The sequence below is a fragment of the Streptococcus sp. 22.1 genome, assembly GCF_016648645.1.
In the GTDB taxonomy this organism is placed as follows: domain Bacteria; phylum Bacillota; class Bacilli; order Lactobacillales; family Streptococcaceae; genus Streptococcus.
Genome location: NZ_JACLQK010000001.1, coordinates 35,308 through 50,433, shown reverse-complemented (window position 1 = coordinate 50,433; position 15,126 = coordinate 35,308). Strand labels below are relative to the sequence as shown.

General features: G+C 40.2%; 4 protein-coding genes. 3 read left to right on the top strand and 1 reads right to left on the bottom strand.

Going from position 1 to position 15,126, the window contains the following annotated elements:
- Positions 1 to 171 precede the first annotated feature (171 nt).
- The gene (locus H7U04_RS00130; protein ID WP_073951071.1) at positions 172 to 5,097 is read right to left on the bottom strand and encodes a glycoside hydrolase family 70 protein; all 4,926 of its coding nucleotides are present in this window, start codon (positions 5,095 to 5,097) and stop codon (positions 172 to 174) included.
- 1,015 nt (positions 5,098 to 6,112) lie between these two features.
- Here H7U04_RS00130 and H7U04_RS00125 point away from each other — a divergent pair.
- From H7U04_RS00125 to H7U04_RS00115, 3 genes are read left to right on the top strand one after another with little or no spacing between them, the layout of a single operon-like run.
- Positions 6,113 to 8,968 (top strand): KxYKxGKxW signal peptide domain-containing protein, encoded by a 2,856-nt coding sequence (locus H7U04_RS00125; RefSeq protein WP_110981511.1) that lies wholly within the window; start codon positions 6,113 to 6,115, stop codon positions 8,966 to 8,968.
- Positions 8,969 to 9,024: 56 nt separating this feature from the next.
- A complete protein-coding gene (locus H7U04_RS00120; RefSeq protein ID WP_110981512.1) occupies positions 9,025 to 11,496 on the top strand; it encodes a KxYKxGKxW signal peptide domain-containing protein in 2,472 nt (823 codons plus the stop codon).
- 57 nt (positions 11,497 to 11,553) lie between these two features.
- Complete coding sequence (locus tag H7U04_RS00115; protein WP_201059198.1) at positions 11,554 to 15,117, top strand: KxYKxGKxW signal peptide domain-containing protein; 3,564 nt, start codon at positions 11,554 to 11,556, stop codon at positions 15,115 to 15,117.
- Positions 15,118 to 15,126 lie beyond the last annotated feature (9 nt).

Below are 15,126 nucleotides of genomic sequence, written 5' to 3'. Positions count from 1 at the left end.
AACTCATTGTTTGCTTACAATCTGCTTGGCATATCAAGAGATAGTAATAAAGAAAAGCACTTGAAACAAAATGTTTCAAGTGCTTAAAAGTGGTGAGACTGGGAAGGTACCTACTGAATTTTAATCCAAAAGCATCTAGGATAGTCCCAAAATCACATTTTCTTCTGCCCCTTATCGTTTTCTGACCCAAGCTCCAGTATTGGCGTCATAGTAACGACGTTGGCCTTTAACCCAAACGTAACGGCCTTTGACCTGACGGCCAGAAGCGTCAAAGTAGAGGTGTTGACCGTTGATGACTTGTTCTCCGGTTACAGCTTGGCCTGAGGCGTTAAAGCAATACCAAACACCGCGAGAAACTTGGATAAAGCGATTGGTTACGGCTTCACCACTATTGGCATCAAAGTAGTATTTCTTGCCTCTGTATGTCAGAAGTTTCCCTTTAGCTTGGACACCGTTACCTTCAAAGTAGTAAAGTTTACCATTAATATGTTGAAGACCAACTACCTTTTGACCATTTTGGTTGAGGTAAGCCCATTTGTTGGCACCAACTTGGACAAAGCGGTTGGTTACGGCCTGACCTGAGTCACCATCATAGTAACGGCCGTTGGCCCAGGCACCCTTGACTTGACTATAATCATTGTTGAAATAATAGTGATTACCGTTGATGACCTGAGCACCTTTAACCAGTTTACCATTGCCATCGACATAGTACCACTTGTTGTTTTCCGTCACAAAGCGTGAGCGAGCAATTTCACCGCTATCACCATCAAGGAAGTAACGTTGGTTATTGATTGTGACAAAGTGTCCCTTAACCTGACGGCCTTCATTGTCAAAGTAATACTGCTTACCGTTAATGGTTTGGAGTCCTGTCACGGCATAACCGTTGCTATCGAGGTAATACCAAGCCTTGTTCTCAGGATTTTGCGCAAATCGGTTGACCGCGAGATTTCCTGTATCTGGGATGAAGTAACGCGTGCGGCCGTCTGCAAAGCGGATGAACTTGTCTTTGGCTTGAATACCAGTCTTTTCATCAAAATAGAAGGTTGTGCCATACATGTCGTGGAGGCCACGATACATTTGACCGTTGCCATCGAAATAGCGAACATCTTGGCGAGGACCCGCAAAGTCATAGAATCCATTAAAGGCCTGAACCCCTTTAGGATCGTAGTAATAGACGTGACCATCACTGCCTTGGCGAAGGACATGACGTAGCTGGAGACCATTGTCTAGGAAGAAGTATTTCTTGCCATCAATGACCTGTTCACCTGTGACCATGTTGCCGTTCTTATCAAAGTAATACCACTGGTTAGCACCGACTTGAATGAAGGTGTTCTTGGCAAGGTAGCCACTCGTTGAGAAGTATTGGACCTTGTCTCCCACCCTACGGAAACCAGTTGCTGTGATTTCAGTCATTTGTTTAGGAAGGAAGGTTTGACCTGCTTTAAGGCTGAAGTATTGATTTGTAGCATTATCTTGCAAGACATAGCGAGCCCCAGTACCTTGGATATTGCTTCCATTGAAATACTTGGCTGACCATTGCGTGATTTTCTCATTGGTTGTCAATTTACGGCCGTTTGAAATCTGCACGCGCTCAAAGATTGCAGGGTATTTAGCTTTCAACTCATCAAGGAAGGCACCACCATACTTGCCTTGGAAGTCATTTCCAAAGGTACGTGTTTTAGCTGCGTAGAGACTATTGTAGATTTCAGCATTTGGACGTGGTGTCCCGTAGCTGTTGGTACGTGAGGCTGTTACCACTTCTTTTCCAGGAAGGTTGTAAATTTGGTCTGGAACCCAGTCAGCAATGGCTGAGATACCTTCAGCGTGAAGGGCACGAAGGGCATCCATGAGGTCTTTGAGCGAACCGTATTTGTTGTTCTTGCTCATGGCAATATCGTAACGGTCTTCGAAGGCATAGCCATTTTCAATGATAGAATCTAAGAAAGTGCCGTCTTGGCTAGACACGTATTGTGGCGCAAATTCAAAGGAAGTAATTCCCCACTCTTTGAAGAGTTTGGCGTTTTGTGCAATGACATGGTTGGTATACTGACTTGGGGTCTTAACGAAGTCTTGGAAGTTTGAGAAGCCTTCATAGATGACCTGTGAGTCGAGAGCTGCTGAGGATTCAAAGACCTGCTCACCCTTCTTAGTCGTCGAAGCCTTGGTGCGGGCATCTTGGTTTTCTGAAGCACCTACTGGCACCCAAACCGCTAAATAGCCTGAAACTTCAACAGTTGAATGACCAGTAATATCGTCTGCCGTGAAGGTCAAGTTCCCTTGATTGTCCGTATAGCGAACCAATCCAGCTGGGACATCAGAATCCTTGAAGTAGGTCGCAAGCCCTGTCGATTTGCTGAGAAGTAATGGACGATAGGCTTGATTTTTGTGGGCAGATCCCATATTAACCACCAGACGGTCATTTGCTCCCAATTTCATATCTGGACGATTGGCTGTGAGGACCAGCATTCCTTGGTTACGTGTTTCAGCAGTACCAAGCTGATTAACTTCTTCTGCACCCTTACCATAACGCACAGATGACATGATTTCATAGCCGTTATGCTTAGTAACCTTCATGTCTTGGCCACCTGCTACATATTTGATGCGAGCACGGAGCAGAGCATCAATGGCATTATAGTATGGTGATTTTTCAGCCATGTATTGGCCATCGTCGGTAAAAAGATCACCGTAGTAAACACGAGTGATACTGTCCTTGTTGGTCAACATTGTGGCATAGGCAGCTGGGATATTGTACTGAGTGTACTTTTTATCAGCCTTGCGCATGTCCGCATTGTAGATTTCGAAGGCCTGTTTGAGCTCATCCATGGTGAAGGTGAAACCATCTGTTTTTGGATTAATCTGCTTACTGATGATATTAGCCAAAACAGCTTGCACTTCACTATCATGGGCACGCACGAAAATGTAGTTGGCATCACGAGGTGTGTGTTTCTGCTCACTTGAACGGTTGTTAAGAGAGTTAGTAATCACACGCTCCAAGCTGCCACGGTAATTGCTCTTACGCAAAAAAGTCGTCAAAAGCGTTTCACGTAGCGGATTGTCAATGGACAACTGAGCACCCTTGGTATCCTTGTTGTATTGATGGTCGTTGTAGGACCAAGCTTCAAGGATTGACAAGTGAGCAATAGCGTTGGCTTCATTATCAGCTACACGGTATTTTTCCTTGAAGTAGTCAGAAGCAATCTGCAAGAGGTCCGCATCCACATTGTCCACCGCATCGATACGAACACCGTCAAAGTTGGCGCTTGGATCATTGCCAAGGATAGAACCAATGTTCATGATGTAGTGGAGCCAGTTTAGTTGCTCAGCCTGAACAGCTGGGTTAGAGTTGTCGATATCGTTAGCCAAGAGCAACTCGTAACCACCATTTGAACGGTCGATATGGTATTTGCGTGTCCCTGTTTGGTTAGTCGGTGTGCGGTTCATGAGACGGAAATCTGAATTGGCATGACTTGTCCTACTATTATTGAGGAAGGTCAGAGCGCCTCCTTGCAAGTGGTCCTTACCAACTAAAAGATTGTCCTCACTCTCAGAGTTCCAGCCAGGCTGTGTTTTGATGAAGTCTGACATCAACTGACGAAGCCAAGTGGTATTGCCCTCACGACCGATACGTTCCTCGATTTTAACTTGAATCAAGTCAGCAGCAGATGCTAAGTCGTAACTCATCATATCTGTCGTATAGGTCTTATCACTAAAACCTTGTTGACTCATATAGTTGAGGTAGTTGACCTGTGTCACCTTGTCTGGCCACCAAGTCATCAAAAGGGGACGATAATCTTTCTCAGTTGAAGCTGTCCAATTTTTTCCATCCTTCAATATCTGTTTTGGACGGTACCAACTATCAGCCGTCAAGAAATTGTCCAAGTGTTCGAAACTCTTGCTTGATGTGTCGTAGGCTTGGTTGTAAACCGCATTGATAGAGTTATTTGGAATGGCATCGGCACGATACAAAGGTTTACTTTGATCTACCATAGCCCCAGTCTCATCGAAATAATAAAGACGCCCATCAAGTTCAATGGCTGCGTTCTTTTTCACAACGCCATTTTCAACATAGTACTGCTTGCCATCAATAATCTTCAAATTCGAAGCTACTGGTTTATAGTCAAGACTTGGCTGATTTGGTTGGACCGGCTTGTTAGGTTGAGACGGTTGACTTGGTTGAACAGGTTTATTGGGTTGATTTGGCTGCGTTACAATGGTCACATTGGGTTTTGTGCCATTTGGACTTGTCACCGTCACGTTTGGCTTAGGAGTGTTTGGCCCTGTGATAATGGTTACATTTGGTGTCGTACCGCTGGCCGTAATCGTAATGTTAGTGTTGCGGTTGGCATTGATACGAATAGTGCTATCAGCAGCGCGTGTGGCGATTGATGGTGCAGCATTGGTCAAGACTCTAGGTCTTGCTTGTTCTGTCACACTTGGAGTAGACTGAGCACTTGTTTGCACACTTTCAGTCTCAATTCTTTGGCTGGTTTGAACCTCAGTCTTTTTCTGATTTTGACTGTTTGCTTTAGCTGTTGCATGCGACGTTGCTACACGACGCCCACCACTGCGAGTTGCTTTGTGGCTAGGAGTAACTGAAGATTCCGATTGTCCTACCTGATTACTCGGCGTATCTGACTGTGATCTTTCTTGAACAGTTGCCTGTGTTGTTGCCTGACCTTGTGAGACCTGTTCCGTAGTCAGTGTCTCTTGGGCACTAGCTTGAGTTTGCGAAGAAACTGCCACTTCTTGATCGATAACTTGACTGCTTTGTGCTTGAGCAGTTGCCTCTTGAGCGACCGCACTTGTCGTCGCCTGAGAGCTTGTTTCGTGACTTACGCTGGCTGTTGCTACTGCTGCCACACTTGCTTGAGCACTAGCTTGCTCAGTAACAGTTGTTGTCGTCACTAGACTGGCAGTACCATCCTCACTCAGTTGCTGCAAGCCGTCACCATTAGGTGCGCTCGTCTCATCGGCTTCTACTTTTCCTTGAGCTAGGAGGCTTCCACCCGCCAAGGCAACCATTGAGAGGGTAGTCACCCCGATAGTTACCCAGTTTTTCTTAACCTTATGTAGTTTAAAACGTACCTTATTTTCCATCTATAACAATCATCCTTTTTTTCTATTGTTTTCTCTACTCTATGATATATTCAGACAAATTACAAATAGGAAAAAGTCATCTTATTTTCATGAATCTCTGCCGGACGCTTCCTATTATTAACTTTGATTTGTAAAAATGAGACCTTACACCATATGTAAGGTCCTAAATAGAGTTTTTTTGCTTCTCAAACTCCTTCAAGTGCTTATCTTCAAAGGCTTTTGAAGATTAAAGCAAGCTTCAATTAACCTTAAGAGATAGCAAAACTATGAGAGAAGTAGCCCCTAAAAAGACAATTCTGAAAAGAAAATTTTAGATAGAAAGACTCTATTTTTTCATCTGACTAAGATCGTGGTCTGTCTATGAGGAACAAAAATTAAAAATATAAATGATTTACACAGGTGAATTCTTATTTGACTAACGAAACTAAATATAGAATCTTTTATGTCAGTTCTTTAACATTTTTGATAATTCCGTTAGTTTCTGTTGTTTATTCTTAAAAAAGGATTATAATGAAGCTAGGTGAATATGTAAGCGTTTTAATTTTGCTTTAAAGGACACTTGGGGGATTATCTAAAAGATTGACATTAGTTACCTAATGCCTAAATAAGGATTATAGTAGGATAACCATTCCTGAGTCACTTTGAACCATCAAACTAGGGCTCATAAAAAGAATACAGCATCATTTCAAACTAGAGCTCTAGAGGGGACGCCTCATACTAGTAAGCTCTAGTTTTTTGTGTCTTAGAAGCCCAAAATAAACGAGATCTTCCATGCTTAGAAAGGAGGAAAATTCCGAACGGCTCTCGTTTTTCTAGAATCATTTCGTCAGGACTCATGTTTGCCTCGAACAGTCTCGTAATATAGAAATTGAGGAGGCTTGGAGAAATAAGGATTGTCACAAAAAGATTAACTTACATCGTTAGGGACTCCTCCCCAATGCTCACTTTTCATAAACTCTCATGACAGCCCTTATTTTGCAGTATGTAAAAAGTTTAAAATGAAAGGAGAATTACCATGGAAAAGAAAGTACATTTTAAACTTCACAAAGTTAAAAAACATTGGGTAACTATTGCAGTGACAGGACTTGCTTTGGGATTGAGTTTTGCAGGACTCAGCTACGCTTCAGCTGAAGAACAACCTACACCTGTTAATGAAGCAACTGTTGAAGCCATCATCAAAGAAGGCGCTATTGACGTTGAGGCTCCAGCAAGTAATGAAGCCACAACTAAACCTGTAGAAAACACAGCTGCTACCGCTTCGAGCGAGGTTGCCACTGTGTCAGAAACACCAGTGGTCACCTCTGAAGGGGCTTCAACAGAAACAGTCTCTGAAAAACCAAGCTCTGAAGTCACAAGCACAGCTAGTTCGGAAGCAGCTAATTCTGAAACTACACATTCTGAGGTAAGTGCAACGACTAGTGAGAGTGTTACAACTGAGAATTCGTCACCAACAACTAGTGATACTGATACCCCTAATTCTCAAGTTCCCTCTGCTGAAAATAATATCACTGGCGGTCACTACTACAGTGATAAACAGGGGAATTGGTACTATGAAGATGCTAATGGGAAAAAACTTACTGGAGACCAAACGATTGATAACGTAAGAGTCTCCTTCTGGGAGGACGGAAAACAAATTAAAGGACCACAAATCGTAAATTACAAACTATACCGTTATTTTGATGATAATACTGGTCAACTACAAACCAAACGTTATCTAGAATATAAGGGAAACTGGTACTATGTTGACAAGGATGGTATTCCTCTCAAGGGGGAACAAACCATTGAGAGGCAAGAAGTTTATTTTGATTATGACGGAACTCAAGTCAAAGGAGACTTTAGTGAAAAGTATTCTGGTAATCTTGATAAGATGCACTATTATGACCCTAACACCGGAGCTAGAGTTAGAAAAGAAGGTCTCGTTCAAGATAAAGAAGGAAGAACCTTTTTTATCAATAATGACGGTTCTAAATATACAGGAACTCGTATGATTGATGGTAATCTTTATTATTTCGAAATCAACTCTGGTGTCATGCAAAAAGGAATCAGCATAGAGCTAGAAGATGGAAAGACTCTTCCAACTTCTAATAAATATGGAACGCCCACAAACATTACCCGTCGTTACTATTTTGACTCAGAAACCGGTCAGTTAGTCAAAAAACAAACAATTAAAGAACATGATAAATGGTACTACTACGGTGATGATGGAAATGCTATTCGTCCTAAAGATGGGGAAACCCTTATTAATGGACAAATCGTCTATCTCTACTCAAACGGCCGTCAAGCTAAAGGAGAACTTGTTCTTGATAATGGGGTCCTCCGTTACTATGATCCTGATTCTGGAGCTCGTGTTGTAAATACAAGCCTAACGATCAATGGGATGACTTATAACTTTGATGAAAATGGAATTGGTAAAGATGCTCCAAACCCTAACGGCTACTATAGCGATGAACAGGGTAACTGGTATTATAAGAATGCAAGCGGAGAAAACCTTATCGGTTCCCAAATCATTAAGGGACAAAGAGTATTCTTCCGGGATAATGGACAACAAGTCAAAGGGGCCTATTTAGATATATATAATGACCTTAAAGGTTACTACGATATCAATACAGGAAATCTCGTAACCAATCGTTACGTTGAAGTTAATGGTAATTGGTACTATGTTAATAAATACGGTAGCCCACTAAAAGGGGCCTACATTATTGATGGACAAGATGTTATGTTCGATCCCCATGATGGTAAACAGATTAAAGGAGGATTTGTAAGAGATCCGAAGTTTATCTCCAAATATTATTACATGCCTAAGTACTACTATGATAAAGACAATGGTTGCAAAGTAACCCATGCAGGCTTTGTTAATGAAAATGATTCAACCTACTACCTTGATGATAAAGGACAAATAGTTCTTGGGCTTCAGGAAATTAATGGCGATTTCTATTACTTCCGTCCAGAAAATACGTATAAACACTATGACATTGGAGAAATGTTACGAGATCGTTTTATCTATGAAAATAATAAGGTCTATTATGTTGATCATAGTGGTAAAATCTTGAAAAATCGCTTTTTCGAACGTAATGGAACTGGAACTTGGTATTATTTTACAAAAGATGGTACAGCTGCAACAGGAGAAGTTGAAATTAATGGTCAAAAACTATACTTTGATAATCCTTGGGGTTTTCAGACCAAAGGAAGGGTTGCTCAAAACGGTAAATTCTATGACAAAGATTCTGGTGAACTAGTGACCAATACTTTTAAAGAAGTATTGACTTCCGTTGGTAGTACCATAAATGGCGAAATTTTATATGCAAAGGACTGGTATTACCTTGATAGGGAAGGCCGACCACTAAAAGGACCTCAAACACTTGATTATGTCAAAATGTACTTCTTCCCTAATGGAGCACAGGTTAAGGGACGTTTTGCTCCTGATGGACACTACTATGATAAGGATACTGGTGCACTTGTAACAAACCGTTACGTCCATATCTATAACTGGAAATTTCAAGATAAATACGGTAATCCTGTCGATAACTTTTTTATCAAGTACCCACATAATTTTATTTTTGGTCTCAATGATAACACAATACCAGTAGACATTAGTCACTACCCACTTTCAAGCAAAGACTTCGATTGTGAGGACTATTTCTACTACGTTGATGTCAATGGTGATAAAGTTACCGGTGAACAAACCATTGACAATGTCCCAGTCTACTTCCACAGTAACGGTAAACAAGCCAAAGGTGAACTAGTCACCGTTGATGGTAAAATCCACTACTACGATGCCAACTCAGGTGCCCGTTTGTCAAATATTGACATTACTATTAAAGGGCAAACCTATCACTTTGATGCGGATGGAAACGGAACACCAATTAGTTAATGAAGTTATAAATACTCCTTCTTAAAATGACAGTTTAAAATGAAAGGAGAATTATCATGGAAAAGAAAGTACATTTTAAACTTCACAAAGTTAAAAAACATTGGGTAACTATTGCAGTGACAGGACTTGCTTTGGGTTTGAGTTTTGCAGGACTCAGCTATGCTTCAGCTGAAGAACAACCTACCCCCGTTAATGAAGCAACTGTTGAAACCATCATCAAAGAAGGTGCTATTAACGTCGATGCTCCAGCAAGTAATGAAGCCACAGCTAAACCTACAGAAAATACAGCAGCTACCGCTTCAAGCGAAGCTGCCACAGTGTCAGAAACACCAGTGGTCACCTCTGAAGGGGCTTCAACAGAAACTATTTCTGAAAAACCAAGCTCTGAAGTCACAAGTACAGCTAGTTCGGAAGCATCTAATTCTGAAACTACACATTCTGAGGTAAGTGCAACGACTAGTGAAAGTGTTACAGCTGAGAATTCGTCACCAACAACTAGTGATACTGATACCCCTAATTCTCAAGTTCCCTCTGCTGAAAAGAATATCACGGGTGGTCAATGGTATAGTGATGAACAAGGCAATTGGCATTACAAAAAAGATGACAAGGATCTGACAGGTCCAAACCTAATTGATGGACAGCATGTCTATTTTGACAAGGATGGTAAACAGGTCAAAGGAAACTTTGCCCAAGATGGACATTATTATGATGGTGAACTTGGACATCTAACAACTGAATCTTTTGTTACTACTGGCGATAACCACTGGTATTATGTAGATAAGACAGGTGAAAAAGTGACTGGCCTTCAAGAAATTGGAGACAAAACTTACCACTTTAATGACAAGGGGCTTCAAACAAAAGGGCAAAGAGTGGTTGTTGATGGAAAAGGATATTATTTCCATCCTGAAAATGGCGAACTTTGGAATAATAAGATTGCCCTCTACCATAGTACTCGCTACATTAACGGAACCAGCGACGACATTTATTACTACTATGACAATGACGGTAATATTTACACTGGCCCTAAAACCATCGACGGTAAAGAGTACTACTTCCAACCAGACATGGTCTATTATTCTAAATTCAAGAATCCTGATGGTACTGAAAGTTATTACAATGAACAGGGACAAAAAGTCTATAATGGCTGGGGTAAAATCAGATACATGTACCTGAGAGGATACCTCTGGACACCTTCTGTTTATGCTGATGAAAATGGACATGTTGTCCATGGATTCAAGCGAATTAATGGACAACTCTACTATTTTGATGAATCTGGTTCACTAAGAGATGATGTCCCTGGCAGCCCAAACCCACTGTTCCAAGTTGATGGAAACTGGTACTATGCTCAGTTTTCTAAATACATTAACGGCGTAAGAGGTGCTATCCTCACCAATGCTTTCACTTTTATTGCTGTAGATGATAGATACCCAACATCAATTGCAGATGAAAATGGTAAATTGACTCCAGTTACAGCCAAAAATAGTTATGTTACTGCTGGAGGTAAATGGTACTATGTTGATAAATCTAGTTATCCTTTAAAGGGCGAACAAGTGATAGATTATGTCAATGTCTACTTCCGTGATGACTATTCTCAAGTTAAAGGTGACTTTGCGCCAAACGGCCATTATTATGATAAAGATAGTGGAGCCCTCGTTACCAACCGTTATGTCGAAAAAGATGGCAAGTGGTACTATGTCAATGATAAGGGCGATAAATTAATTGGTGCTCAAACTATAGATGGTGTAGAAGTCTATTTTGATAAAGACGGTGTCCAAGCCAAAGGTATTTTTGCCAATGCTGATCATTTTTATGACAAAGACACAGGTGCTGCTGTCCGAGACCAAATCGTCGAAGTCGATGGCAAACGCTATTATGTTGGTCAAGATGGTAGAAAAGTTTACTCAGGAACACATATTGTTCATGGTGAAGAAGTGAATCTTATCGTTGGAGATGGTCATCAAGGCTTCGGAGAATTCACATACTACGCAGATAGTGGAGACTATATCGGATTTGATGGTAAAAAGGTCACAAAAGCTGGTTTCGTTAAAACCAAAGATAATCACTGGTATTATTTAGACGGTAAGGGAAACAAATTAGTCTCCGTTCAAGTTATCGATGGCGAACTCTACTACTTTGGACTTCCTACTCGTAAATACTACTACGGAATGCAAAGTAGAGGTGAGCTCATCTATGCGTATTACAGTGATACTATCCCTAACAGTAGCCACATCTACTATCTGGATGAAGCAACAGGCGCTGCTCTTAAAAATCAATACCATGAATGGGAAGGTAGTTGGTATTACTTTGGTCCAAACTGGTACGCCTTGACCGGTGAACAAACTATTGACAATGTTCCAGTCTACTTCCACAGTAACGGTAAACAAGCCAAAGGTGAACTAGTCACCGTCGATGGTAAAATCCACTACTACGATGCTAACTCAGGTGCCCGTTTGTCAAATATTGACATTACTATCAAAGGGCAAACCTATCATTTTGATGCGGATGGAAACGGAACACCAATTAGTTAATGAAGTTATAAATACTCCTTCTCAATAATGACAGTTTACAATGAAAGGAGAATTATCATGGAAAAGAAAGTACATTTTAAACTTCACAAAGTTAAAAAACATTGGGTAACTATTGCAGTGACAGGACTTGCTTTGGGATTGAGTTTTGCAGGTCTCAACTATGCTTCAGCTGAAGAACAACCTACCCCTGTTAATGAAGCAACTGTTGAAGCCACCATCAAAGAAGGCGCTATTGACGTCGATGCTCCAGCGACTAGTGAAGCCACAACTAAACCTACAGAAAATACAGCTGCTACCGCTTCGAGCGAAACTGCCACAGTGTCAGAAACACCAGTAGCTAGCTCTGAAGTGGCTTCAACAGAAATTGTTTCTGAAAAACCAAGCTCTGAAGTCACAAGCACAGCTAGTTCGGAAGCATCTAATTCTGAAACTGTTCATTCTGAGGTAAGTGCAACAAATACACCTACAAACAACGAAAACCTCATCATAAGTACTTCTCCTGATAAAACAACTTTAGATACCTCACAAAAAGATGGCGATTTCACCATCACTGTTGAAGCGGAAGGTATCACAAAAAAGACAGATAAAAGAGAGAGTTTCGTTTCAGATGCAAATGGTGTTACCTATTATGTAGATACAAAAGGGCAGCTGGTTACTGGACCAAAAGAAATCAACGGTTTCCAATATTACTTTAACAATGACGGCACTATGGTAAAAGGGCAGCTTAGGAAAGTTGACGATAAACTCCACTTTTACGATGAAAACGATGGCAAGCTAGTAACAGACCGTTTTATTACATTCAAAGACAGCCACTATATTCCAGAAGAAAACTATAGTAAAGTTGTTTACTTCAATGAACCTGCTTATATCGAACCAAACTATTATGTAATGCCTGGATTAGAACGTTACTATTTCGATAAAAATGGTAACACACTTGAGAAAGGTCGTCAGACAATTTTAGGTGATGACTATTACATCTATGACAATGGCCAAGTTGCTGTTCATAGACTAATGGAATTAGATCACAAACGCTACTACTTTGATGACAAAGGGGCCTTAGCCAAAAACAAACAATTTCCTATCATCGAAAAGGGTCTTCGGAAGTCTATGCCATATGTATTTTATTCAGACCACGATGGGGTGGCTGATTATCTCAATAAACAACTAAACATTGTGACTTATCCGTTCCCAATTTACTATACTCTTCCTTCAGAAAATAATATAGAATATCCAAAAAATCAATTTATGATGGACTACGAAGGTCGTTGGTATTACTTCAACAAAGACGGATTTCCTGTCACTGGACCTAAAACTATTGATGGCTTTGAACTCTACTTCCATGAATCATCTCGCCCAGAAGGACATCAAGCTAAAGGTGAATTTATTAATATTGATAATAAAATCTACTACTTCGACAGAGACAATGGTCGTAAAGTCAAGGATACATCTTTTGAGTTAAACGGTATCCATTATATCGCAGATAAAGAAGGGAACATCACTATCCAAGGTGATTCTAGATTCCATAACCAATATGTCAGCGATGATAAAGGCAACTGGTATTACTACAACTCCGATGGCAATAAACTCATTGGCGAACAAACCATTGATAACGTCAAAGTTTACTTTAAGGACAGTGGAGTCCAAGTTAAAGGACACTTCGCTCCGAATGGTCACTTCTATGACAAGGATAGTGGTGAACTTGTTACCAATGCTTATGTAGAAGACAATGGGAACTGGTACTATGTCGATGAAAATGGTCAAAAACTCATTGGAAACCAAATTGTTGATAGTTATCATGTTTGTTTTGACAGTGATGGTCGTCAACTAAAAGGTGAGGCTAGCTACTCAAATTCAGGTCTACCAAAACATTACTATGATTTGCATAATGGACAAATGGTTATCAACTCTCTTATTCAAATCGATGGTAAGACCTATAAAGCTGATAATGAAGGTAAACTCTCTGAAGTACCATATGCTTTAAACTATCGCAACCAAATTCTTACCGATGACTTTGAAAACAGCTATTATTATGACTACCAAGGAATGATGGTTAAAAATCAATACGTTACTATCTATCACCTAGAGAATGACTATCTTAACCCTAAAATTAGAAAAGTCACCTATTATGCAGGATATGACGGAAAATTCCTTCACGGTCCCCAAACAATAAATGGTGTTACTGTTTATTTTAATGCCTATGGTGAACAAATCAAAGACCAGTTCGCAGCCGATGGTTACTATTATGATAAAGATACCGGTGCTCGTGTTAATTTAGGTGTCAACCGATCAGTTATGATAAATGGTAAATGGTATTATCTTGACCATAACGGAAAGCAATCTAAAGGTGAGTTTATTAAACAAGGAGGGAACAAATACTACTACGATAAAATTAATGGTGAGCGTGTCATTGGAACACTTTTTGAAGTGAACGATAAACTTTATATTTCAGATCAAGAAGGTGTCATTACTGAAAAGAAAGATGATATCAAAAAAAATGGACTGTTCTATGATGACTACCACAATATCCATTATATGAATGATAATGGTCATCTAGCTAGGAACTTATACGTCCCTTCTGACCACAATGGATTTAGTGATGATATAAAACCATTTTACTATTTTGGTTCCGAAGGAATCGCTTTAAAAGGGGAGCATACTATTAATGGTGAAACAGTATTCTTCGATGAAAATGGAGAGCAAGTAAAAGGAGGTTTCGCAAAAAACGGTAAATATTACGATAAACATACAGGTAACTTAGCAAGAAATACTTTCAGAGAACGTACTGTAAGAATCGCTCGTGAATGGCGTGCTAATGGTATCTCAACTACATTCCGCTACTACCTAGATAATAGTGGCTACAAGGTGTCAGGTTATCAGACTATTAACGGTGAGGACTACTACTTCTACCCTGATGGACCACAGTTAAAAGGGGATTTCGCACCAGATGGTAGATATCACGATAAGGACACCGGAGCTTTAGTCACAAAACGTTATGTTCAAATAAAACCTTGGCATTTTATCACCGACCTAGGTAATGAGCCTATCGACCATAATTATGTTCAAGTATTTCAATTCGATAGATACCCTAGTCTAGCAGACACCTCAACTGGTGCAATTACTAGATATTTTGGTAAAAAATATTCTAATAGTTGGTACTACGTCGATGAAAATAGTCAAAAGGTAACTGGACACAAAACTATCGATAATGTGAAGGTTTACTTTGATAAAGATGGTAAACAAGCTAAAGGTATTGTTGCTGATGATGGTTATTACTATGACAAGAATACTGGTGAACTTGTTGACTTAGGACGTGACAAATTCGTTGACGTTGACGGTAATCGTTACTATGTTGGTAGTGATGGTAAATGTTACAAGGGAGAACAAAAGATTGGAGATGATTACTACTATTTCCACGATGATGGTAGACTAGGCTACGACGAATTGCGAACAATTTGGGCGGGAAATGACTACTACTACCATTATTATTACCCAAAAACTGGAAAACGTGCTAAAAATGTTGACATTACTTTTAACCACTCAATTCGTTACAAGGTGAAAGCTGAGCTTGTTCATTTCGATGAAAACGGTGATGGAAGGGTTATTAAATATATTTACGAATAATATTTATTT

Excerpts from the sequence above, each read along its gene's own strand:
- H7U04_RS00130 (WP_073951071.1), bottom strand. The coding sequence starts at position 5,097 with ATGGAAAATAAGGTACGTTTTAAACTACATAAGGTTAAGAAAAACTGG.
- H7U04_RS00125 (WP_110981511.1), top strand. The coding sequence starts at position 6,113 with ATGGAAAAGAAAGTACATTTTAAACTTCACAAAGTTAAAAAACATTGG.
- H7U04_RS00120 (WP_110981512.1), top strand. The coding sequence starts at position 9,025 with ATGGAAAAGAAAGTACATTTTAAACTTCACAAAGTTAAAAAACATTGG.
- H7U04_RS00115 (WP_201059198.1), top strand. The coding sequence starts at position 11,554 with ATGGAAAAGAAAGTACATTTTAAACTTCACAAAGTTAAAAAACATTGG.